Raw genomic sequence first — 22,548 nt, 5'->3', positions numbered from 1 at the left:
TTTTTGTATTGCAGGAAGCTGAATTATGGCATTCACTAAACGACCCCCCTGCCGCGGCAGGGGGGTCGAAAATTATTTAGCATTGTTCAACATCAAGGTCTGTTACTGGCCACCAGAAGAAACCGTCTTTTTCAAGCAGCTGGTCTGCTTCGTTTGGACCCATTGAACCGGATTCGTAGTTAGGGAAGCCACCTTCTTTAGTGTTTTCCCATACGTCGGAAATTTTGTCGACAAAACTCCAGGAAAGGGCCACTTCATCCCAGTGGGTAAAGTTGGTTGCGTCTCCTCGCATGCAATCATATAATAGCCTTTCATAGGCCTCAGGCGTATTCATATCATCGATGCCTTTGTTGGCAAAGTTTAATTTTACTGGTGTGGCTTCCATGTTTTGACCTGATTTTTGTGCATTCAAATAAAGGGTAATTCCTTCTTCAGGCTGAATATGGATGACCAGAAGGTTCGGATTTAACGTTTGCTCAGTCTGATAATATAAGTTCATCGGAATATCCTTGAACTGGATAACAATTTTCGTTGATTTTGCAGCCATTCTTTTTCCAGTGCGAATGTAGATTGGCACACCTGCCCAGCGGAAATTGTCAATCATCAGCTTGCCAGCAACATAAGTTTCGGTGTTTGATTGTTCATCCACCATCGGTTCTTCATTGTAAGCGGGGACTTCCTGTCCGTTTATTTGGCCTTTTCCATATTGGCCGCGGACAAAGTATTCTTTCACCTGATCCCCTTCAAGCGGACGCATGGCTCTTAATACCTTCACTTTTTCAGATCTGATCTCATCCGTTGTCAGCCGGATTGGAGGTTCCATTGCCAGGAGGGCAACCATTTGCATCATATGGTTTTGAACCATGTCACGAAGAGCACCGCTTTTTTCATAGTAACGGCCGCGTTCTTCTACACCCAATACTTCGCTTGATGTAACCTGGATATTTGAGATGTAGCGATTGTTCCATAAAGGTTCGAAAATGGCATTGGCAAAACGGATAACTTCAATATTTTGCACCATATCTTTTCCTAAGTAGTGGTCAATCCGGTATATTTCATTTTCTGAAAAAGCTTTTCGAATTTGCTTATTAAGCTGTTTCGCTGATTCCAAATCATGACCAAAAGGCTTTTCAATGACAAGACGCTTAAAGCCGTCCACATCCGTCAGGCCATCGGCTTTTAAATGCTCTGCGATGGTTCCAAAAAATTCAGGAGCCATGGCGAGGTAGAAAATGCGGTTGCCTTCAAGGGAATAATGAGTATCCAATTTTTCGGCCATACTCTTTAATGCCAAATAGGAGCTTGAATTCGTCACATCATGCGAATGGTAGTAAAAATGAGAAATAAAATCATCAAGTTCTCCATTATCTTTAATAGCTGACTCAACAGAGGTTTTGACACTTGCCTGAAATTCATCATTCGAGAGCGGCCTTCTGGCAATCCCGACTACCGCGAAACGTTCAGACAGCCTGCCTTTTTTGTACAAGCGGTAAAGTGAGGGAAACAATTTTCTTTTTGCCAAATCCCCCGTTGCCCCAAATATCATTATTAATGCGGTCGGTTTTTCGTTTGATTTCACGATTCTAGAACCTCTTTTCGACAAATTTCTGTATGTAAGGCTGGACTGACATTTGTCCGCCAGCAGCTTTAGAAAAAGCTGTTATATTGCATTCGAAAAAAAACGTCTGTACAAGTATAAAATTGTATCTGTTTAAAGCTATTTTCGCAAATATTAAGTTTGTCCTTTTTAACATAGTTTCTTTCTAAAGGCCAGGAACTATCCTGTCAAATAAAACAAAAACCAATTGTTTTAGAATGAATTCCGAGGATGCTATGGTATATTGTTTATATTCGAACTGGTAAGGCCTGACAGGTTTTTAATCCGAACTGCCGGAAAGGAGGCTGTTTTTTTCAATGGATGTTTTTTTCTTGGGTACGGGTGCGGGAATTCCAGCAAAACTGAGGAATGTATCTTCGATGGCTTTAAAGCTCCTGGATGAAAGAGGGTGCATTTGGCTTTTTGACTGTGGGGAAGCTACTCAGCACCAAATATTACATACAAGCATTAAACCGAGGAGAATTGAAAAAATCTTTATTACCCATCTTCATGGAGATCATATTTATGGCTTGCCCGGATTGCTGTCCAGCCGCTCTTTTCAGGGCGGTGATACTGAGGTGACTCTCTATGGACCAAAAGGGCTGAAAGAATATATTGAAGTCTCGCTCTCTGTCAGCGGCACATACCTGAAATACCCTTTGAAAGTTGCTGAAATCAGTGATGGCACTATATTGGATGAAAAAGACTTTAAGGTGGAAGCGCGCTTGCTCGAGCACGGGATTCCTTCATATGGCTACCGGGTCACTGAAAAGGACCGTCCGGGAACATTGCTCGCGGATAAGCTTGCCGAAGCGGGAATCAAACCGGGTCCAATATATAAGAAAATAAAAAATGGCGAAAACATAGAGCTTGAGGATGGGCGTATTCTGGAAGCAAAGAACTTTCTGGGCCCTGCTCAAAAGGGAAGAATTATCACGGTTCTGGGAGATACCAGAATCTGTGATGCGGCAATTGAATTAGCTGCTCATGCTGATCTATTAATTCATGAGGCAACCTTCTCGCAAGGGGAAGAAAAGCTTGCATACGATTATTTTCATTCGACAACCCTGCAGGCTGCCAAAGTCGCTCGCAAGGCGAACGCAAGGAAACTTTGCCTGAATCATATCAGTTCACGATATGAACGCCAGGATTGGGAACAGCTTGTGAAGGAATCGCAGACAATTTTCCCCAATACGGTAATGGCTGAGGACTTTAAAGAAATTCATATACCGCTTGATAAAGGAGAGGAGAATTAATTGAAAACTTTCTATATCGTGCGCCATGCAAAGGCTGAGGGCCAGCCTTTTTCCGCTAAATTGACAGAAAGCGGAAGGGAACAGGCGTTAAAACTAGTTGATTTCTTTAAAGGCAAGGAAATTCATCGCATATACTCAAGCCCTTTTGTGCGGGCGATTGAAACTATCCGGCCGCTCGCACAGTCGAGAAAGCTTGAGATTGTTGAGGAAAGCCGTTTGGGGGAAAGGGTGCTTAGCTCCATTCTTTTTGATGATTGGCAGGAGAAGCTTAAGCTGAGCTTTTCCGATTTTGATCTGGTTTTCGAAGGTGGAGAATCCCATTCGTCAGGTATGGAACGAGCTGCTTCCCTGCTGGGTGAATTAATTGCTTCTAAAGAAAATCATTTCGTTCTGGTCAGCCATGGCAATTTATCCACTTTGCTGCTGCGCTATTTCGATGAAAATGCAGGCTTCGAGCATCTTATGAAGATGAGCAACCCGGATGTTTTCGAAATTAAGGCAGATAGTGAGGGTGCGGTTTGGAGGCGGATTTGGAACGAAAAGTAATGACTTGAAAAATTGAATTTTTCAAATTTGGCATTGACGGTTTCCTGCAGGCATAATATAATCACACTTATACTTTAAAACATTATATTAAAAAGCTATGAAGAGACTCTATTAAGTCTTATCTCCCTGTTTATAGAGAGCCAGTGGATGGTGGAAACTGGCACAAAGATAAGATGAATTTCATCTTGGAGCTTTTCTTTTCTGCAATATAGCAGAAAAGACGGTTAATCCGTTATATTTCGAGTGGAAAGTCACATGCTTTCAAAAAGGGTGGTACCGCGTGAATCTGATTCGCGTCCCTTTTGAAGTAGGTGGCTTTTTTGTTTTTTTGGAAGAATATCTTAAAATGGAAATCCGGCCGGTTTCTATTAAGAACAGCTGCAGGCACCGTTTATTGGAGTCTTGAGCTAGACAGTTATTGAATTTCGGAACTTTAAACTTTCTTATTTTTAAATTATGGAGGTACAGGCATGCAGCAAAATGAGCAATGGTCATCGAAGATTGGATTTATTTTAGCCTCGGCCGGTTCGGCAATCGGACTTGGAGCTATCTGGAAGCTTCCGTATGTGACGGGAACAAGCGGCGGCGGAGCATTTATATTATTATTTCTGCTATTTTCCCTTTTAATTGGTTTTCCGCTTTTGCTGGCTGAGTTTGTGATCGGCCGCAGCACGGGGAAAGAGGCAATCTCGGCATATAAGGATATTGCTCCGGGAACTAAGTGGCACTGGATTGGCTACCTTGGCGTATTTACCTGTTTTCTGCTTTTATCGTTTTATAGTGTGATAGGCGGGTGGATTCTGAAGTACATTGTTTACGGGGTTACCGGTTCTATGAATGGAGCCGGCAATTACGAAGAGCTATTTGGCGCATCGGTGTCAGACTCTGTGTCTGTTGTAGCGGCACAAGGGATCTTCCTATTCATAACTGTTTTAGTGGTGGCTAAGGGCATCCAGAAGGGTATCGAGCAGGTCAGCAAAATTATGATGCCGGCTTTGTTCGTTTTATTTATTATCTTGATTGCACGATCTCTAACATTGGATAATGCCATGGAAGGCGTCTCATTCTTTTTAAAGCCTGATTTTTCAAATTTAACATCTGAAACTATCCTTTATGCGATGGGTCAATCATTTTTCTCTCTAAGTGTCGGGGTATCGGTAATGGTAACGTACAGCTCTTATCTATCTAAAAATGAAAATCTGATGCAGCCGGCCTTTTCCGTTGTCGGAATGAATTTATTTATTTCAATTCTAGCCGGATTGGCTATTTTTCCTGCAGTTTTCTCACTGGGATTTGAGCCTGCTGCAGGTCCTGGTTTATTGTTCATTGTCCTGCCATCTGTTTTTGATCAGATTCTGTTTGGACGAGTTTTCTTGCTTCTATTCCTTGCACTGTTTTTATTTGCAACCTTAACTTCCGCTTTTTCAATGCTCGAGATTGTGGTGGCTGCTCTGACGAATAAGAAGGGCAGTGGAAGAAACCGTGCAGCATGGCTGACAGGATTGGCAATCTTTATCGTGGGAGTCCCATCGGCACTTTCCTTCAGCAGCCTATCAGATATTTCAATTTTCGGCAAAACGATTTTTGACAGTGCTGATTTTCTTGTCAGCAATGTATTAATGCCGGTAGGGGCGCTGTTCATTTCTATTTTTGTTTCATACAAAATGAAGGTGGACCTGCTGAGAAATGAATTAATTCAAGGTTTAAAATCGCTGAATGGGATCTTTTCCGTGTGGTATTTCCTTCTGCGTTATGTGGTTCCTTTGGTCATCATCATTGTATTCCTTGATTCACTGCAGATTATATAAGAGAAAAGGGATGGTGGTTCACCATCCCTTTTCTCTTTATATTTTAACTTAAATCCATCCGCGCTCATATTGCTTAGGCGGTTCAATTGCTGCCCCAAGTTCCTTTGCTGCCGTACGAGGCCAGTAAGGATCTCTCAGCAATTCCCTCGCAATGAATATTAAATCTGCCCGTCCGTTTTGCAGGATTTCTTCGGCCTGCAGGCCGGATGTAATCAGCCCGACCGCACCAGTCTGAATATTGGCACCTTCCTTAATGGTTTCAGAGAATTTGACCTGGTAGCCCGGGTAGCTATTTATTCTAGCCGGCACTACTGCTCCGGAACTTACGTCAATAAGATCCACTCCCTGCCCCTTCATCCATTTGCCCATTTCTGCATAATCCTCTGCAGTTAACCCTTCATCATGATAATCATGTGCTGATACTCTAACAAATAAAGGCCCATCCCAAACCGTTTTAACTGCTTCAATGACTTCACGGAGGAAACGGTATCGGTTTTCGGCTGATCCCCCATACTCATCACTTCGCTTATTGCTTAGCGGTGAAAGAAACTCATTAATCAGGTAGCCGTGTGCCGCATGGATTTCAATTACTTCAAAGCCGGCTTTTTTCGCTCTTTCAGCACCTCTTTTGAATGACTCTACAGTTTCGGACACCTCTTCTTTTGTCATTTCTTTAGGCGTTTTCATTTTTTCATTAAAAGCAATAGCCGATGGGGCGAGAATTTCTCCTTCGACAGTCGCTTTTCTGCCGGCATGTGCAAGCTGTATTCCGGCTGATGCCCCGTGTTCTTTCATTAGCCCGGTTAATTCTCTCAGGCCTGCGATATGGTCATCGCTCCATATTCCCAGATCCTGCGGAGAAATACGTCCCTGCGGAGTTACAGCAGTTGCCTCCAGGATGATTAACCCCACCTGGCCAACAGCCCGGCTCGTATAATGTGTCCGGTGCCAGTTTTCAACCATGCCGTTTTCATTATGGCTTGAGTACATGCACATCGGTGCCATAACAATTCTGTTTTTAAAGGTGATTCCTTTAATCGTTAAAGGGGAAAAAAGCTTTGTTTCCATAATCAATGCCTCCTTATTTCGCTATCCTAAATATTAAGTATATCAGGCGATTCAGCAAATGAAAAAGAACATGCACTTAGGAAGGTGTTTGTTCACTTTAGCGCTTATTCCTCAGATCGCTTAATTTATATAATGTACCTCTCCAGACTATACCGCCCCTTACAAAGGTTAGAATGCTGGCACGGAGTATGGAATAAATAAACAGGAGAGCTGTAATTGGAAATACAACAAACAGAAGCGGAGAAAATTTGGACATTCTTTTTGTAATGATTGTATAAACAACTGCTAAAAAAGTGATGTTTGCAAGGCTTAAACTGAAAATAACTTTTTCGGCTGAAAAAATGGTGATAAAGGGAAGCACCTGAGAAATGAATGTGCCGGCAATGGCAAACAGAACCATGCTAACCCGGTAATGAAGGCCAGCAAATGTATTTTTCTCCAATCCTTTGAAGGCTTCTTTTAAGCTTTCATACCATTCAACTTCAATCAGGTCCATCGCCGTTGCAAATTTCTGTTTGAGACCATTTTGTTTTATTCTCATTCCCAGCATTAAATCATCATCTGGCCTCATTTTTATTGCTTTATGTGTTCCGATTGCTTCATAGGATTGCCTGGATACCATGTTAAATGCCCCAATGCCAATGCCGGTTTTGGAACGCTGATTGTTCGCCAGCCAGGGGCGTTTATAATAGGAAAAGCCGAAAAGAAAAAAAGCAATGAATGTATTGAGCCAGAAACTCCTTCCTGCCAAGCTCGGTGCCGCCGTTAAATGGTCAAGGTCATTCTTATTAAAATAATGAACCGCCTTGCTGAGGGCATCCTTTTTAAATAACACATCGGCATCTGTGAACAAGATTAATTCCCCTGATGACTCTAAATATCCCTTGTAAAGGGCATGATTTTTTCCAAGCCACCCACTGGGGAGCGTCTTGATATTGAGACACTTAACCCTTGAATCACGCTCCTGGAGGCGGTCCATGATCCTCCCCGTGCTGTCTGTTGAACGATCATTGACCAATATCCATTCAATGCGTTTGTAGCTTTGCTGCAGCTGGGTTTTTAAGCTCTCCTCAAGCCTGGCTTCTTCATTCCTTGCCGCTGTTATGACAGAAAGAAGAGGGCCTTCAGTCATCGTATCGCTATCTTCAAGGCGGTCCAGGCTTTTTAGTCCCAGAGCGGCATCAATTAGTACTGCAATCCATACAAGGAGACTTGCGCTTAATAGAATAATGAGCATTTGCAGGTTCTCATCCTTTTTTCATAGTTTGCATTAAGAAGGCGTATTTACAGGGGAGATGACCCCGCTAAATTTTCACTGTGCTGCTGAAGCTTTGGCCAAGCCGCCTGGATTGGGCTGTCGCTTCTTTAATGCATTCAATAAAGGCTTTCTGCACACCGTTCGCTTCAAGAACTTTTACACCTGCTTCGGTAGTGCCGCCGGGACTTGTTACTTCCTTCCTAAGCTGCTGAGGATCCTTGGCTGACCTGGCCAGCATTTCGGCTGCCCCTATGAGGGTCTGGATGATGAATTCCTTCGCCATCTCCTTTTCGAGCCCGATTTCTTCCGCGCTTTTTTCCATGGCTTCCGCAAGATAGTAAATATACGCCGGTCCGCTGCCTGACAGGCCTGTTACGGCATCCAGCTGACTTTCCTCTACAAACGCTGACTTTCCCACTGTATCAAAAATGCTTCTTACTGCTTCCATCTGTTCTTTGGTCACTCTTTCATTAGCCGATAACGCACTGGCGGACTTTCCGACGGCTGCCGATGTATTCGGCATGGCTCTCACGACTGGCAGCTTTTTTTCCGCCAAACGTTCAATGCTTTCGATTGAAACCCCAGCCAGAACGGAAATGATCAGCATATCTTCCTGTAAATAAGGTTTTATGAGAGTGATGGCATCCGCTGCATCTTTTGGCTTCATCGCTAAAATAACAGTTTCAGCACCACTGAACAGGTCGCTGAGATTATAAGTAGTCTGAACGCCATAGGCTTTTTGCATGGATTGCAGCTTTTCCCTGCTGCATTTGTTTGTGACCCAAATATTGCTGCCGGTAATGAGCCGGCTTTCAATCATTCCTGATATTAACGCTTCTGCCATTGATCCTGCTCCAATAATAGCTAACTTTTTCATTTGCTGTTATTCCTCCTTTATTGTTCATAATGCCGGCTGACTAAAATAAAAAAGCCTTTCCATCCAGTAAAGGACGAAAAGACTATGCTTCCGCGGTACCACCTTCATTGCCTTTTCCTTCTTGGTGCAGCATGCCTGCTGCATCCGCTGTCTTTGAAAAGGCATCTCGATCCCGATAACGCCGGGGGTGCGTTTAGGTTTTCCTAACAGCTCATAAGGCAGGTTCAATGGTCAAGTGGACTGTGAAGCCTTTCAGCCGCTGAGCTTCACTCTCTTTCGCCGTTTTCCATTTACTAATCTTATTCATCGCTATTTTTCTGCTGTCCATATTCCAGCTTTGGTCTGTGGAAATCAAATTTTAATTGTGATTATGCAAGAAGACACGCTTATTTGTCAAGCGGTATTTCCCAAAAAAATATTAATAATGCGCAAAAATTATGTGAAAATAATGACAATTAGCAAAAAGAACGGTACACTTATTTTTATATATGAAGATTTCTAAATTTTGTTATGGAATTTCAGTAATTTGTACGCATGGCAAATACTTATATTTTAAGGGTGAAACAGGGTGGTTATCTTAAGGGCATATGGACTGTATGACTTGGATGGCCAGCGGAAGTATATAAAAAAAACAGCTTTATTTTATTTAAATATAGTGATTTTAGGGGGATTGTTAAAATGGCAGATTGGAAGGATGGAATTGCAAAACTTGTTATCCCGACACCTTTTCCTGTCGGTGACGTTAATGTATATGCAGTAAAAGGGGAAAAGCTGACTCTTGTGGACGCCGGCCCTAAAACGGATGAAGCGTGGGAAGCTCTAAAATCCCAGCTTAAAGAGCTGAATTTAACTCCCGGTGATTTTGAACAGGTTGTCCTTACACATCATCATCCCGATCATGCCGGGCTGCTTGACTTTTTTCCAGACAGTCTCGATGTGTTCGGGCACCCGGTTAATCAAAGGTGGCTGTCCCGGACGGACCAGTTTCTAAAATTTCATGATGAATTTTACATAAAACTGTTTAACGAATTTGGGATTCCTGAAAGCTATTTTTCTTTTATAAACAAGATGAAAAAGACTCTGCGCTATTCCTGCAATCGTACCCTGACGGGCGAACTGAAGGAAGGCAGCCAGCCTGAAGGGATGGACGATTGGACGGTAGTGGAGACGCCTGGGCATGCACAGAGCCATATAGGTTTGTTCAGGGAGAAAGATGGTGTATTCCTTGGAGGAGACCATTTGCTTGCACACATTTCTCCCAATCCCATCCTGGAGCCGCCGCTTCCCGGCAATTCGGAACGGCCGAAGCCGCAGCTTCAGTATAACGAGTCGCTGAAAAAGCTGCGGCAGCTGCCAATATCCCTTTTTTACTCTGGACATGGAGAGGATATTACAAATGTGAATGAGTTAATAAACGAAAGGCTTGGCCGCCAGCATGAGCGGGCAATGAAAGTAAAGGCATGGCTTGAGTCTGAGTCACTCACTGTTTTTGAAGTGTGCCGCCGCCTTTTTCCGAAAGTTTATGAGAAGGAGCTTTCCCTGACGATTTCCGAAACGGTCGCGCAGCTTGACTATTTGCATTCAATAGGAGAGATTTATATAAATAAAGAGGAGGAAGCATTCTTGTATTCCGCATCAAAAGAGGTGGTTTGATTTGTCAGACAGTTTGAAAAATAAAAATGTGATTATCACAGGTGCATCTGGAGGGATTGGAGCCCAAATGGCTGTTCTTTGTGCTGAGAGGGGAGCAAACCTTGTCCTTCTTGCCCGCAGCCTTGACAAATTGCAGGAACTGCAGGCAGATTTGCAGAGGCGTTTTTCAGTGGATGTTTACATACGTAAACTCGATGTTTCGGACACTGACGAAGTCTCGGCTGTTTTTTCCGAAGTACTTGCGCGGTTTGATCGCATAGATGTTCTTGTTAATAATGCCGGGTTCGGAGTTTTCCGTGAGGCGCATGAAGCAAAAGTTGAAGAAATAAAGGAAATGTTTGATGTAAATGTAGTTGGTTTAATGGCTTGCACCAGCATGGTGCTGCCGGTGATGAGGAAACAGAGAAGCGGCCATATTATCAACATCGCCTCACAGGCGGGCAAAATTGCCACACCGAAATCCAGTATCTATTCTGCAACCAAGCATGCTGTTCTTGGCTATACGAACAGCCTTCGCATGGAGCTGGCTGACAGCAATGTCTTTGTGACTGCTGTTAATCCCGGACCGATTGAGACAAACTTCTTCAATATTGCCGATGAAAAAGGCACATATGTGAAAAATGTCAGCAAGTATATGCTTAAGCCCGAGTATGTGGCGCTTAAAGTAGTCAATGCCATGCTGATGCCAGTCAGGGAAATTAATCTCCCGCGGTGGATGAATGCGGGAAGTATTGTCTATACACTTTTTCCAGGACTGTTCGAAAAAATTGGAAAACGTGCATTCAATCAGAAATAAGAAAAGCGGAAGCGCCTTGCCCACCCCCGACAAGCACAAGACGAGCCTCCCGGAAAGGCGTTCTTTGCCTTTTTGGGAGGATTGGCTTGTGACCTCGAGGGGGTAGGCGCTGGAGCTAGACAGTTATTGACGTTCAAAAATTTATACTGTCTTATCTTATAAGAAAGCAGCTGTAGCCAAATCCCTGCAGCTGCTTCTTTATTTTTCTCCTTTATGACTTTATTGAATATCTCTGCAAATTCCCTGCTTTCAAACGTAATGGAATGGCTGTCCTCGTTATATTGCTTTAAACAGTTTTGAACCATTTTATATATCAGTTTTTTGTTCATTATTTTTGCACCTCAAGCTGATTATACTGGTTTCTGGTCATATCGGCACCTGGCAAAAGAACCTGTTTTAAGAAAAACCGCGTAAAATTTCCATTGAAACCGAACGCATATTCGCTTAATATATTGGGTATACATATATAGAACAAATGTTCTTGGTTATTTTTATTTGGATTCGGGTGCTGCCGACCTGCATAAGCCGGTGCGGCGCCTTGCGCTTTTCTGAAGGAGGATGTCGAAGTCATGGTTGATTACAGCACAATGCCGAATAATCAAATTTTGTGTGTTGATATGAAGAGCTTTTATGCAAGCTGTTCTGCTGTCATGCTTGGTCTGGATCCCCTTGACTGCTATCTTGTGATTGCGGGGAATGTGGAACGGAAGGGCAGCGTTGTTCTGGCTGCCTCTCCGCGAATGAAAAAAGAGTTTGGGATAAAGACAGGGGCCCGCCTTTTTGAGGTTCCTAATGACCCGCGCATTAGAATTGAGGAGCCGAAAATGGCGACTTATTTAAGAATCTCCACTGAAATCACCAGGGTGTTTAACCGTTATGTCCCCAAGGAAGCCATCCATACGTACAGTGTCGATGAAAGTTTTATAAAAGTAGACGGCGCAGTGCATCTCTGGGGTGATGCCCGGACAATTGCCTGGAAAATAAAAGATGATATTGAACGGGAATTTCAGCTCCCCTGTGCCATAGGAATAGGGCCTAATTTGCTTATGTCAAAGCTCTGCCTGGATCTTGAAGCGAAAAAAAGGGGAGTTGCTGAATGGACGTATGAAGATGTGAAAACAAAGCTGTGGAATGTATCCCCTTTAAGGGAAATGTGGGGCATCGGCCGCCGTGTTGAAAAGACATTGAATGGAATGGGGATTTTTACAGTAGGACAGCTAGCCCGCTATGATTTGGCTAAGCTTGAAAAAAAGTTTGGGATTATGGGCAATCAGCTCTATCACCATGCATGGGGTATTGATCTGTCGGAAATAGGGGCACCGATCATGGAAGGGCAGATCAGCTTCGGGAAAAGCCAGATTTTACTGAGGGATTACAAAGAGGAAAAGGAAATTAAGCATGTGGTCCTTGAGATGTGTGAGGAAGTGGCAAGAAGGGCCCGCAGCCACCGTAAAGCCGGCAGGACCATCAGCTTTGGCCTTGGCTACAGCCAGGATGAATTCGGAGGAGGCTTCTACCGCTCAAGGACAGTTGACCAGCCAACCAATATTACGATGGATCTTTACCGCGTCTGCCTCGAGCTTTTTGACGAGAATTATGAGGGCAAAACAGTGCGTCAGATTTCCATTTCCCTCGGCAATATTACGGATGACTGCGAAATGCAGCTGAATCTGTTCGATTTGGATGGCTGGAAAAAAAGGGAGCTCGGCTACACAGTGGACCGGATCCGCTCCAAGTTTGGAGGGGGAGCTCTGCTGAGAGCCGTCTCTTATACAAGCGCAGGAACCGCCAAGCACCGTGCGACATTGGTTGGCGGCCATAAAATGTAAAAGGGGGTCAGCTTATGATTCGCGATCGGGGCAGAATAAAATGGACTTCTATGATGCTGCCGGAACATGTAAAGCTCTTAAGAGACTGGGCAGAGGAAGATACGTACGAGCAAGAGCGGGAATTGGATGAGCAGAAATTTGAATATATGAATGAAATTCTTTCAGAGGCAATGGAATTTCAAAAAAGCGTTACACTTACTCATTACAGGGGCAGGAATTATGAACTCGTCATCGGGAGCATCCATTATTGGGATGAACTTGGCCAAAAGCTTCATATTGTTGATCGATTTGGGGAAATTCATCATATTTCCATTAACGCTATAGCGGATGCGCGGTTCACTTGATGAATAGAGATGTCTGAACTGGATGAATTTAAAACGGGTAGTTTTTGGACGCGGGAAGCATCTTAACAGCAGGGAGGTGTATGAAATATGCCTAGAGGAAAAGAACTGGAACAGCTGCCGATGGCTAATATCGCACCAGGGGCCGGAGAAGACAGTACGGACAGGGACCGGGAACTGCTTCAAGGGATTGTACAGGATGAAAGAGCAACACCCGCAGGAATAAAAAATGAAAAAAAACGGGGATAAGTCCCCGTTTTCCACCCTTATTGCTTGTCATCGAGAGCTTTCTCCGCACGGACACAGGATTGAAAAGTTCCTTTATGAGTGCCATCACAAAATGGGATTTTCGAGGATCTTCCGCAGCGGCAAAGGGAGAAGGTTTGTTTTGTTTCAAATTTATTGCCATCCATATCGATTAATTCTACATCACCTGTTACACGAAACGATCCATTATCCATTACTTTAATCTGCGCCTTTGACATATCCAATCATCCTTTCACAATTTTGGTGGCTGAATAAGCAACTGTCTCTTTCAGAAGCATGTTATTCCTATCTGTGTTAAAATACAGCATATGCAAAGGGGAGGTAGTTTTAAAACATGGAAATTGCATTAACTGAACTGGCGGCAGAAAAATTATCGGGACGCATTGCCGGCAAAGATGGATTTATAAGGCTTAAGTATGATATAGATGGCTGCGGCTGTGTTGTAAGCGGAGTGACGGCACTCTGGCTTGTTGACGAGCTTGATGATGATGACAGGGAAATCAAAACGAACACTGGCAGCATATATGTGGAAAAATCAAAGGAAGTATTTTTAGATGACGATTTGATAATAGACTTTTCAGAGAAGGCAAACTGCTTTCAGTTAAAAAGTCCGAATCAGTATTTAAACCCGAGAATGAGCTTTATTGATAAAACAAAATAAATGATGTAGCAGGCGGCCGCTATGGGATGGCGGTCTTTTTTAATTAGTACATAGGTAAAAATACCCTTCCAAAATTCTGGAAAATAAGGTTTTAATATATTAGTAAAAGGTTACAGGCTAAATAGAATAACGAAGATGTTTGTCATTATGGGTGAAGAGAGTGCTGATTGGGGGAGATTTGAATGAAGCAGAACTATCTGTTATTTTTGCTGCTGGCAGCTTTCCTGATGTTGTCAGGGTGCAGTACAGCAACAATGGGCCAGGCGATTGATGATGGAATTCCATTCAATGTAAAAGAAATCTTACATAAAGAAAAAGTAAAAGATGGAGTTATTCTCCTGTATTTAACGCAGCAGAATGATGGACACAATGAGGTCGAGGCCATGGCAGCCGCCTATTTGAAAGGCAGTGACAAAAAAGGCTGGAAAAATGAAGGCCATAACCATTGGGAACATTATGAGAATGAACATATGACCGTTTATACAGATACTTTTTATGATTATGATAAAGAAGGTAATTTAGAAAACAGATTGCCGGTAATTTTTGGTGAGATTCAAAGCGGGGATATTAAAAAAGTAGAAACAGCCGGCAAGGAAGAGAAATTTGAAGAAGCGGCAATTATTAAAAAAGAAAACAAACGCTATTATTTTAAAATGGGAGATTTTCATACTGCAAGAGGACTGTCTGAAGACGGCAAGGAAATCATAAAGAAAAAGAAAAATTAGAGGATCTTATATGAAACAGCTGGCTTACATTGAAGCCAGCTGTTTCTATTGTGATAAAGCATCTTTGCTGTTGACATACTGATCCAAAAACTCGTCGATGACTTTTTCATAGTCTTCTCTGTTTTCATTGAAGGATTGAGCATGGATCCCATTGACAGCAAGGTAAAATTGTTTAGGACCTTTTTTCTTCTCGTACAAAGCCTCGGACATGGTCGGCAAAATAAAATCGTCTTTTTCACTGTGAATGAACAGGATAGGTTTCTTTATATTTTCAATAACAGAAATAGGCGATACATCTGCAATGGAGTATTTCTCACGCATCCGCAGAAATAGATCAGCGACAGGCAAAAAGAGCTTTGGCGACAGCTTCATCTCTGCTTTTAAACGGTAAGCCAGCTGCTCTTTAAAGTCTGAAAAAGGGCAATCGGCGATGTAAAAGTCTGCACCGTCTTCGAGCATTCCCGCATAGAGGATCATTGTAGCAGCTCCCATGCTTTCGCCATGAATGCCAATCTGAATATTTGGCCCTTTTTCGGCTTTAAGCCAATCAACAATTGCTTTTAAATCAAACTTTTCATAATGCCCGTAACTTGTCGTTCTTCCTCCAGATTCTCCGTGGCGGCGATGGTCATAGATAACCGCATTAAATCCCCGGTCCAAAAAGAGGTTCATATATTTAATCGAGTTCATTTTATTTTCCGTAACCCCGTGGGAAATAACAATATAGCGACTATTTTTATGTGGTTCGACAGCCACGGCTTTTAAGTTATAGCCAAATGGGGAGGGAATAAGCACGTCTCTCTTTGGCAGGCTTTCATACTTGATAAGATCAAGTCTGCCGGACTCCTTCTCCCTTTCTAAAATATAGCCATCTTCCTTCTTTTTCATAAACATAAGCCTATTTGTAAAATAGACGCCGAGTGATGAAAGAAAGAGAACGATGGAAAATAAATAACGTAAAAACCTTCTCAAACCCATCCCTCCATCTTTTTTTCTTTATTTTACCATTCTGGATAAAATTAAAACAGAGATGTGAGCCGGGACATGCTGAAATTTCATGAGGGGCTCTACGCATAAAAAAAAGCCGCTATGCAGCGGCTCATTGCTTTGCGTTTTGTCTTTTAGTTGGATGTATTGCTTTTTCCAATTCCTCGGCAGCAATCGTCTGGTTTACTGTATCGGAATTCGGCTTCCCCTTCTGGCTATATCCTTTATCGCGTTTTTGGCTCATCGGATTATCCCCCTTCTAATAGGCTGCAGCTGAATTGAATTCGTCAGCTGCTTTAGCAGTTGCTTCATCTAATAAGATGCTATAAGAAAGGGCGTATTATTCATCCTAAGAAGCAGCTATTGAACTGTTTGAGCGTTCAGCCTGAAATAGGTGCTTTCAATCGGCCTGGAAAGATGAGGCTGAACAATTTTTACCGCTTCCATTAATTGATCAAGGTTAACATTGGTTTCAATTCCCATACGCTCAAGCATATAAACAACATCTTCAGTTGCCGCATTGCCTGCAGCGCCAGGGGCAAATGGGCATCCGCCAAGTCCTCCGGCGGAAGTATCAAATCGGTCGACACCTGCCTGTAAGGCTGCAAAGATATTGGTAAGGGCCATTTTTCTTGTGTCATGGAAATGAGCAGTCAGCAGGGTATTTGGAAACTCTTCTTTTAAACGGGAAAAAAGTCCATACGATTCATGGGGAGCAGCCATCCCGATAGTATCTGCTACGCTTAATTCATCAGCCCCTGCGTCAACAAATTGACGGCATAGCCCAACTGTATCTTCAGGGTTGATTGCTCCTTCATAGGGGCAATGAAATGCCGTAGAGATGCAGGCGCGGACAAAGTAACCTTTCTCCTTCAGTTCTCCGATAATCGGCTTTAGTTCATCCATGCTTTCCTGAGTGGGTTTATTGATATTCTTGTTATTAAATGTATTGCTTACACCGACGAAAACGGCAACGGCCCGGCATTCAGTCATATATACCCTGTCAATGCCTTTGCGGTTTGGGGCCAGCACGATATCCCTTGTATTTGCATCAAGGCAATCTGCCGTAATTTCAGCTGCATCCCCCATCTGCGGGACCCACTTCGGAGACACAAATGAAGTAAGCTCCAACTCTGTTAATCCTGCATTTTTTAAACTTTTAATAAAGTCTTTCTTGACTTCCGTGGGTACAAAGGACTTTTCATTTTGCAGTCCATCCCGCGGGCCCACTTCAATAATTGTTACTTTATTTGGAAATGCCAGCGTCATGTTTTCAGCTCCCGTTTCATATTTTAAATCGTGTATGGTAAGCGCTTTCTTAAAAATTGCTATATGCCTTAAATTTATTGTAGTAGGAAAGTATTTTTGATTGCAAGAATAATAAAAATTTTGACAAAATAAAAGGAATTTTGGGATCTTGGCACGAATATAAGCAGAGAGATGTTTTGAAAGGATGAGAGAGATGACACAAACAGAGGTCGTAATAGTCAGCGCTGTCCGGACAGCAATCGGCAGTTTTAATGGAAGCCTTAAAGGTGTATCAGCACCAGAACTTGGGGCGATTGCGATAAAAGGCGCTCTTGAAAAAGCAGGTGTAACACCGGATCAGATAGATGAAGTAATCCTGGGAAATGTCCTGCAGGCAGGTCTGGGCCAGAATCCGGCAAGGCAGGCAGCTCTTAAAGCGGGTCTTCCTGAAAGCGTTTCCGCAATGACGATTAATAAGGTCTGCGGTTCCGGGCTGAAGGCAGTTCATTTAGCTGCACAGGCCATTTTAGCAGGTGATGCTGAAGCGGTGATTGCTGGCGGCATGGAGAATATGAGTCAGGCTCCTTACATAATGAAAAATGCAAGAAATGGCTTTAAAATGGGAGATCAAAAGCTTATAGATTCGATGATATCAGACGGGCTCTGGTGTGCATTTAATGATTACCATATGGGAGTTACTGCTGAGAATCTCTGCTCGAAATACGAGCTGAGCCGGGAAGAACAGGACGAATTCGCCGCAGCCAGCCAGGAAAAGGCGGCAAAGGCAATTGAAGAAGGAAAATTCAAAGATGAAATCGTTCCTGTTGAAATTCCTCAGCGAAAAGGGAATCCGATTGTTTTTGATACAGACGAGTATCCGAAAAAAGGGACGACTGCTGAAAAGCTCGGAGGCTTGCGCCCGGCGTTTAAGAAGGACGGCAGCGTAACAGCCGGAAATGCTTCCGGGATTAATGACGGGGCTGCTGTATTGCTGGTTATGAGCAGAAAGAAAGCAGATGAACTGGGGCTTAAGGCCTTAGTGACGATTAAAGGAAATGCAAGTGCAGGTGTGGATCCAAGCATCATGGGCATTGGCCCTGTTGCAGCCGTAAAAAAAGCGCTTGAAAAGGCATCTGTTCCCATGGATGAATTGGAGCTTATTGAAGCAAACGAAGCATTTGCAGCCCAGTCGCTCGCAGTTGACAGGGAGCTTCGTTTTAACAAGGAGATTCTGAATGTAAATGGCGGAGCAATTGCACTGGGACATCCAATCGGCGCAAGCGGAGCAAGGATCCTGGTAACTCTTATTCATGAGATGCAAAAAAGACAGGCAAAGAAAGGCCTTGCGACTCTTTGCATTGGAGGAGGCCAAGGGGTAGCCACAGTGGTGGAGCTTGCATAGAAAACTTCAAAAAAGTTTAGCAAAAATAAGTATTTTAATGAAAGGAGCGATTGAAGTGAAGAAAATTTGTACTTCCTTCAGTGGAGCGGTTCAGGAAATTCACGATGGTGCTGTCCTAATGGTTGGCGGTTTCGGCCTTTGCGGAATTCCGGAAAACCTTATTTTGGCTTTAGTTGATAAAGGGGTCAAGGACCTTACAGTCATTTCGAACAATTGCGGTGTTGACGATTGGGGACTGGGACTGCTTTTAAAAAATAAACAGATTAAGAAAATGGTCGGATCTTATGTCGGCGAAAACAAAGAGTTTGAAAGACAGGTTCTCTCAGGGGAAATTGAAGTAGAGCTGCTTCCTCAAGGAACACTCGCGGAAAAAATCCGTGCAGGCGGTGCCGGCATTCCTGCTTTTTATACGCCGGCAGGAGTAGGTACACCGATTGCAGAGGGGAAAGAAACCAAGGTTTTTGACGGCAAGGAATATCTCCTCGAAGAGGCACTGAAAGCAGACTTCAGCCTTGTAAGAGCATGGAAGGGCGATAAAATGGGCAATCTTGTATATCACAAAACTGCCCGGAACTTCAATCCAATGATTGCAGCAGCAGGCAAAGTGACAATTGCAGAAGTGGAGACACTTTATGAAATTGGTGAATTGGATCCGAACTATATTCATACGCCGAGCATCTATGTTCAGTCGCTGGTTGAGGGAAAACAGGAAAAGCGCATTGAAAGACTGACTGTAAAGAAATAGATACTGACGGAAGGAGTGGGACTCATGAGTAACGATAAAGCAGCAGTCCGTGAGAAAATTGCCAGACGTGCTGAGAAAGAAATTGAAAATGGCTATTACGTGAATTTGGGAATCGGCATGCCGACATTGGTTGCAAACTATATTTCTGATAATAAAGAAGTAGTCCTTCAATCTGAAAATGGATTGCTGGGAATTGGACCATATCCTGCGGAAAGCGAAGTGGATCCGGATTTAATTAATGCAGGAAAAGAAACAGTTACCGCAATTTCGGGGTCCTCCTATTTTGATAGTGCTGAATCTTTTGCGATGATCAGGGGAGGCCATGTGAATATTGCAATTCTCGGCGGTATGGAGGTTTCTGAAAAAGGAGATCTGGCCAACTGGATGATTCCCGGGAAAATGATCAAGGGAATGGGCGGTGCAATGGATCTGGTTCATGGCGCCAATAAAATCATCGTGATCATGGACCACACCAATAAAAATGGTGATTCGAAAATCCTTAAAGAATGCAGCCTTCCTTTAACAGGAAAAAACGTCGTTGACCGCATTATCACTGAGCGGGCAGTCATCGATGTCACTGCTTCTGGTTTGAAGCTTGTTGAAGTCGCTAAAGGCTTCACAGTCGAGGACATAATCAATTCAACAGAACCTGAATTGCAAGTTGATGAAAACGTTATAACAGAAGCTTATTAATATCTTTTGAAAAGTACAGCTGCCTGCTGTGCTTTTCATTATTTTCAGCCAAAGGAAATGAGGGGAAGAAATGAGTTTTTCATTTAAAGGAATCGACCATATCCAGCTTGCTGCTCCACAAGGCTGCGAGGATGAAGCCAGGAGATTTTACGGTGAACAGCTTGGACTGAAGGAAATTCCCAAGCCTGAAAATCTTCAAAAGCGCGGCGGCTGCTGGTTTATATGCGGAGATCAGGAAATCCATATTGGGGTGCAGGAAAGCTTCTTTCCGGCAAAAAAAGCCCACCCTGGATTTATTGTGGAAAACCTCGAAGACTTGAGAAGCAGTCTTCAAAAGCAGAAAATAGCTATAAAGGAAGAACCGCCTATAGAAGGAAGAAACCGATTTTTTGTTGATGATCCATTCGGAAATAGAATTGAGTTTCTGGAGTTTTTGCCATAATAGCGATTCAGCCTATTCCTTCAAGAATAATAAAATATGTTATAATAAATGGCAAACTTAGTTGATGAGGGGTTTATATGAAAAAGAAGAAACACCATTCCCAGCCTAAAAAAGACGATAAGCCAGTCACACTCGGCGACATGCTAAATCAGGACTTAATGGAGCAATTAAAAGGGAAAAAGCAGGAATTAAAAGCTGCTGAAGATAAACAGAAGGAAGAAGATGAGCGCAGAAAAAGAGAAGAAAGAAGACTGCGCGAAAAAAATAAAAGTTTTGAAGAACTGCTAGGAGAAAGCGATCTTAACTGGAAAGAGTTCAAATAAAAAATAAACAAGTTTCATTTAAAATAACCGAGGGCAATGATTAATAAAAAATGATGGGAGTCGTTCCATGTTTTCTTTATTAAATTTTATTTTTGCCCTCGGTTTTTCATTTGTGCACTTCTTATCAAGGTACATGAAATTCTTAACCTATATCCCAAGAAGCAGGCTTTTATCAGCAGCCAGCGGAATTTCAGTGGCTTATATATTTGTCCATGTCCTGCCTGAGCTTAAAGAGCATCAAGAAAGTATAGAAGGTATGGAAAGTTCAGAGCTTTTCAAATACCTGGATAGCCATGTATACATATTTGCAATGTTGGGTCTTTGCGCTTTTTACGGGATTGAGAAAGCAGTGAAATATTCTCAAAAAAGTAAAGAAAAGCGGAACACAGCAAAACTTTTTTGGCTTCATATGTCCAGCTTCTTTATTTACAATATGCTGATTGGCTATTTGCTTGTACATGGAGAGTTTGACAGTTTAAAAGAATGGCTAATATACTTTTTTGCTCTATCAGTCCATTTCATTTCTAATGATCATGGCTTGAGACAATCACATAAAAGAATATACGATAAATATGGACACTGGGTACTGACATTTTCCATATTAATAGGATGGGCAGTTGGAGTCATTACTGAAGTAAGTGAGATGGTGATTGCTTTTTTATTTGCGACTCTAGCAGGAGGCGTGATATTAAATGTGCTTAAGGAGGAACTGCCGGAGAATAGAGAAAGTAACTTTGCTGCTTTTATTGGCGGAGTGGCAGGGTATACGATAATCTTAATAATGATTTAAGGGCTGAACTTTCATCAGCCCTCATCGGTTAAATTATCGATGCTGCTCATATTTGTTTAGCTTGGCAATGGATTGAATAATAGCCAATTCATCCTTATTCAGGGGATTAGCTCTTGCTGCTCTTGCATTTGCCCTAACTTGCTCTGACGTGCTGGCACCTGCCATCACGGAAGCGACAGCGGGATCCGCAAGATTATACTGAAATGCTATCTCAGTCATGGAGCGCTCATCCGAATTTTTTTTCCTAATGCTGGTAAGAGCTTCTGCCAATTCAGCATAGCTGTAATCCAAATAGCCTTTCTCTTTAACTGACTCCGTAGCCTTATCCAGCATTTTGTCGCTGAGCAATCCTTTAGCGAGCGGACCTCGTGTAACCGCGCTGATGCCTTTTTGATTTAGAAGCGGCAAAGCTTCTTCTTCAGGACGCCGATCTAAAATGCTGTATTGCATCATGACAGAAACGATGGAGGATCTTGAAACATATTCACGGATCACATTGGGACGGATGGAGGATATGCCATACTGCAGGATGTATCCTTCTTCCTTCAGTTCCTCAAATGCTTCAATGGTTTCATCAATAGAATCTTCCATCGTGCCGCCATGAAGCTGATATAAATCAATATAGTCTGTGTCCAGCCTTTTCAAACTGTCCTTTACAGCTTCTTTGATGTGGCTTTTTGAGGGATCCCAGCTCCAGCCATCTTTATTTTTATTCCAGCGGTTGCCGGCTTTGGTAGCAATGATCACCTGTTCGCGGACACTCTTTAAGGATTGTCCGACAAGCTTTTCATTTTCGCCAAAGTCATATAAATCAGCTGTGTCAAAATAATTGATTCCTTCTTCAAGGGCAGCTTCAATAATCTCCTGAGCCTGGGAAGGGTTGGTGCCAATTGACATGCAGCCCAGCCCGAGCTCGCTTACGTACAAGTCTGAGTTTCCAAGTCTTCTCTTTTTCAAGTACCCACCTCATTTGAGTGTTTTATATAATTGTACATAAATAAATGAGGCATACTCAAATTTAGAGGCTTATCATTTTATATTGTTCTGAGATTCAACCCAGTCTTTTACAAGAACATACTGCCTGCTGTATTGTTTTAGTTTCTCCCGGACTTCCCAGGCTTTGCCGGTCAGAATAATTCCCCTATTGTGGACATACACCTTCATGCCATACTCCCCCTCATCAAGTATGATAAAATGTATGAGCAATCATTATCGGAATAGAACAGGAGTGACTGA

Annotated in this window: 27 protein-coding genes and 2 other annotated features; of the genes, 16 read left to right on the top strand and 11 right to left on the bottom strand. The window is 42.9% G+C overall.

Annotation, left to right across the window (positions count from 1 at the left end; translation table 11 throughout):
* Window positions 1-76 precede the first annotated feature (76 nt).
* Window positions 77-1,579 (bottom strand): glucose-6-phosphate dehydrogenase, encoded by a 1,503-nt coding sequence (gene zwf, locus JI665_RS07750; RefSeq protein WP_206838409.1) that lies wholly within the window; start codon window positions 1,577-1,579, stop codon window positions 77-79.
* 335 nt (window positions 1,580-1,914) lie between these two features.
* Between zwf and rnz the strand changes: the two genes are divergently transcribed.
* From rnz to JI665_RS07735, 3 genes are all read left to right on the top strand, one after another.
* Window positions 1,915-2,853 (top strand): ribonuclease Z, encoded by a 939-nt coding sequence (gene rnz, locus JI665_RS07745; protein WP_206838407.1) that lies wholly within the window; start codon window positions 1,915-1,917, stop codon window positions 2,851-2,853.
* Complete coding sequence (locus JI665_RS07740; RefSeq protein WP_206838404.1) at window positions 2,854-3,399, top strand: histidine phosphatase family protein; 546 nt, start codon at window positions 2,854-2,856, stop codon at window positions 3,397-3,399.
* Between the two features lie 88 nt (window positions 3,400-3,487).
* Window positions 3,488-3,703 (top strand) — a binding site (T-box leader).
* A gap of 166 nt (window positions 3,704-3,869) precedes the next feature.
* Complete coding sequence (locus tag JI665_RS07735) at window positions 3,870-5,207, top strand: sodium-dependent transporter (RefSeq protein ID WP_206838402.1); 1,338 nt, start codon at window positions 3,870-3,872, stop codon at window positions 5,205-5,207.
* Between the two features lie 48 nt (window positions 5,208-5,255).
* Here the strand turns inward: JI665_RS07735 and namA are convergent, their stop codons facing one another.
* From namA to proC, 3 genes are all read right to left on the bottom strand, one after another.
* On the bottom strand, window positions 5,256-6,275 hold the full coding sequence (gene namA, locus JI665_RS07730) for an NADPH dehydrogenase NamA (protein ID WP_206838401.1): 1,020 nt from the start codon (window positions 6,273-6,275) through the stop codon (window positions 5,256-5,258).
* Window positions 6,276-6,372: 97 nt separating this feature from the next.
* Complete coding sequence (locus JI665_RS07725) at window positions 6,373-7,512, bottom strand: glycosyltransferase (RefSeq protein WP_206838399.1); 1,140 nt, start codon at window positions 7,510-7,512, stop codon at window positions 6,373-6,375.
* Window positions 7,513-7,579: 67 nt separating this feature from the next.
* A complete protein-coding gene (proC, locus tag JI665_RS07720) occupies window positions 7,580-8,410 on the bottom strand; it encodes a pyrroline-5-carboxylate reductase (RefSeq protein WP_206838397.1) in 831 nt (276 codons plus the stop codon).
* A gap of 66 nt (window positions 8,411-8,476) precedes the next feature.
* Window positions 8,477-8,726, bottom strand: a binding site (T-box leader).
* Window positions 8,727-9,088: 362 nt separating this feature from the next.
* On the opposite strand from proC, the gene JI665_RS07715 reads away from it, so the two are divergent.
* Together JI665_RS07715 and JI665_RS07710 are read left to right on the top strand one after the other, a co-directional pair.
* Complete coding sequence (locus tag JI665_RS07715) at window positions 9,089-10,063, top strand: MBL fold metallo-hydrolase (RefSeq protein ID WP_206838395.1); 975 nt, start codon at window positions 9,089-9,091, stop codon at window positions 10,061-10,063.
* 1 nt (window position 10,064) lies between these two features.
* The gene (locus JI665_RS07710) at window positions 10,065-10,859 is read left to right on the top strand and encodes an SDR family NAD(P)-dependent oxidoreductase (RefSeq protein WP_206838393.1); all 795 of its coding nucleotides are present in this window, start codon (window positions 10,065-10,067) and stop codon (window positions 10,857-10,859) included.
* On the opposite strand, the gene JI665_RS28535 is transcribed toward JI665_RS07710, so the two are convergent.
* The gene (locus tag JI665_RS28535) at window positions 10,850-11,188 is read right to left on the bottom strand and encodes a YqzH family protein (RefSeq protein ID WP_244671123.1); all 339 of its coding nucleotides are present in this window, start codon (window positions 11,186-11,188) and stop codon (window positions 10,850-10,852) included. The genes JI665_RS07710 and JI665_RS28535 overlap by 10 nt on opposite strands.
* Window positions 11,189-11,428: 240 nt before the next feature.
* On the opposite strand from JI665_RS28535, the gene JI665_RS07700 reads away from it, so the two are divergent.
* The 3 genes from JI665_RS07700 (at window position 11,429) to JI665_RS07690 (ending at window position 13,278) form a co-directional block, all read left to right on the top strand.
* Complete coding sequence (locus tag JI665_RS07700) at window positions 11,429-12,688, top strand: DNA polymerase thumb domain-containing protein (RefSeq protein ID WP_206838392.1); 1,260 nt, start codon at window positions 11,429-11,431, stop codon at window positions 12,686-12,688.
* A 14-nt stretch (window positions 12,689-12,702) separates the two neighbouring features.
* Entirely contained in the window at window positions 12,703-13,032 is a 330-nt protein-coding gene (locus JI665_RS07695) for a YolD-like family protein (RefSeq protein ID WP_206838389.1), read from the top strand.
* 87 nt (window positions 13,033-13,119) lie between these two features.
* On the top strand, window positions 13,120-13,278 hold the full coding sequence (locus JI665_RS07690) for a hypothetical protein (RefSeq protein ID WP_206838387.1): 159 nt from the start codon (window positions 13,120-13,122) through the stop codon (window positions 13,276-13,278).
* 17 nt (window positions 13,279-13,295) lie between these two features.
* Here JI665_RS07690 and JI665_RS07685 read toward each other — a convergent pair whose 3' ends face one another.
* Window positions 13,296-13,514, bottom strand: a complete 219-nt coding sequence (locus JI665_RS07685; RefSeq protein WP_206838385.1) for a CDGSH iron-sulfur domain-containing protein — start codon at window positions 13,512-13,514, stop codon at window positions 13,296-13,298.
* Window positions 13,515-13,630: 116 nt separating this feature from the next.
* Between JI665_RS07685 and JI665_RS07680 the strand changes: the two genes are divergently transcribed.
* Together JI665_RS07680 and JI665_RS07675 are read left to right on the top strand one after the other, a co-directional pair.
* Window positions 13,631-13,957 (top strand): iron-sulfur cluster biosynthesis family protein, encoded by a 327-nt coding sequence (locus JI665_RS07680; RefSeq protein ID WP_206838383.1) that lies wholly within the window; start codon window positions 13,631-13,633, stop codon window positions 13,955-13,957.
* A 182-nt stretch (window positions 13,958-14,139) separates the two neighbouring features.
* Window positions 14,140-14,682, top strand: coding sequence for a hypothetical protein (locus JI665_RS07675; protein ID WP_206838382.1), 543 nt, complete (start codon window positions 14,140-14,142; stop codon window positions 14,680-14,682).
* Window positions 14,683-14,727: 45 nt separating this feature from the next.
* Here JI665_RS07675 and JI665_RS07670 read toward each other — a convergent pair whose 3' ends face one another.
* The 3 genes from JI665_RS07670 to JI665_RS07665 all read right to left on the bottom strand — a co-directional run bounded on the left by JI665_RS07670 (window position 14,728) and on the right by JI665_RS07665 (window position 16,938).
* Window positions 14,728-15,654 carry an alpha/beta hydrolase gene (locus JI665_RS07670; RefSeq protein ID WP_206838380.1) on the bottom strand — a complete coding sequence of 309 codons (927 nt, stop codon included), beginning with the start codon at window positions 15,652-15,654 and terminating at the stop codon, window positions 14,728-14,730.
* A 127-nt stretch (window positions 15,655-15,781) separates the two neighbouring features.
* The gene (locus JI665_RS28900; protein WP_269082991.1) at window positions 15,782-15,913 is read right to left on the bottom strand and encodes a hypothetical protein; all 132 of its coding nucleotides are present in this window, start codon (window positions 15,911-15,913) and stop codon (window positions 15,782-15,784) included.
* A 116-nt stretch (window positions 15,914-16,029) separates the two neighbouring features.
* Complete coding sequence (locus JI665_RS07665) at window positions 16,030-16,938, bottom strand: hydroxymethylglutaryl-CoA lyase (protein ID WP_206838378.1); 909 nt, start codon at window positions 16,936-16,938, stop codon at window positions 16,030-16,032.
* Between the two features lie 193 nt (window positions 16,939-17,131).
* Between JI665_RS07665 and JI665_RS07660 the strand changes: the two genes are divergently transcribed.
* From JI665_RS07660 to JI665_RS07635, 6 genes are all read left to right on the top strand, one after another.
* Complete coding sequence (locus tag JI665_RS07660; protein ID WP_206838376.1) at window positions 17,132-18,319, top strand: acetyl-CoA C-acetyltransferase; 1,188 nt, start codon at window positions 17,132-17,134, stop codon at window positions 18,317-18,319.
* Window positions 18,320-18,374: 55 nt separating this feature from the next.
* On the top strand, window positions 18,375-19,064 hold the full coding sequence (locus JI665_RS07655) for a CoA transferase subunit A (protein ID WP_206838374.1): 690 nt from the start codon (window positions 18,375-18,377) through the stop codon (window positions 19,062-19,064).
* Window positions 19,065-19,088: 24 nt separating this feature from the next.
* Window positions 19,089-19,757, top strand: coding sequence for a 3-oxoacid CoA-transferase subunit B (locus JI665_RS07650; protein ID WP_206838371.1), 669 nt, complete (start codon window positions 19,089-19,091; stop codon window positions 19,755-19,757).
* Window positions 19,758-19,827: 70 nt separating this feature from the next.
* Window positions 19,828-20,199 carry a VOC family protein gene (locus tag JI665_RS07645; RefSeq protein WP_206838368.1) on the top strand — a complete coding sequence of 124 codons (372 nt, stop codon included), beginning with the start codon at window positions 19,828-19,830 and terminating at the stop codon, window positions 20,197-20,199.
* 77 nt (window positions 20,200-20,276) lie between these two features.
* Complete coding sequence (locus JI665_RS07640) at window positions 20,277-20,522, top strand: YqkE family protein (protein ID WP_206838366.1); 246 nt, start codon at window positions 20,277-20,279, stop codon at window positions 20,520-20,522.
* A gap of 67 nt (window positions 20,523-20,589) precedes the next feature.
* Window positions 20,590-21,312: a hypothetical protein gene (locus JI665_RS07635; RefSeq protein WP_206838364.1), complete on the top strand. Its 723-nt coding sequence runs from the start codon at window positions 20,590-20,592 to the stop codon at window positions 21,310-21,312.
* A 33-nt stretch (window positions 21,313-21,345) separates the two neighbouring features.
* On the opposite strand, the gene JI665_RS07630 is transcribed toward JI665_RS07635, so the two are convergent.
* Both JI665_RS07630 and mciZ read right to left on the bottom strand, forming a co-directional pair.
* On the bottom strand, window positions 21,346-22,269 hold the full coding sequence (locus tag JI665_RS07630) for an aldo/keto reductase (RefSeq protein WP_206838361.1): 924 nt from the start codon (window positions 22,267-22,269) through the stop codon (window positions 21,346-21,348).
* A 72-nt stretch (window positions 22,270-22,341) separates the two neighbouring features.
* The gene (gene mciZ, locus JI665_RS07625) at window positions 22,342-22,476 is read right to left on the bottom strand and encodes a Z-ring formation inhibitor MciZ (RefSeq protein ID WP_206838359.1); all 135 of its coding nucleotides are present in this window, start codon (window positions 22,474-22,476) and stop codon (window positions 22,342-22,344) included.
* Between the last annotated feature and the right edge of the window lie 72 nt (window positions 22,477-22,548).

Source organism: Bacillus sp. NTK034 (assembly GCF_017303275.1).
In the GTDB taxonomy this organism is placed as follows: domain Bacteria; phylum Bacillota; class Bacilli; order Bacillales; family Cytobacillaceae; genus Cytobacillus.
Note: the sequence above shows the minus strand (reverse complement) of the source record. Positions and strands in the feature narration are given on the sequence as shown.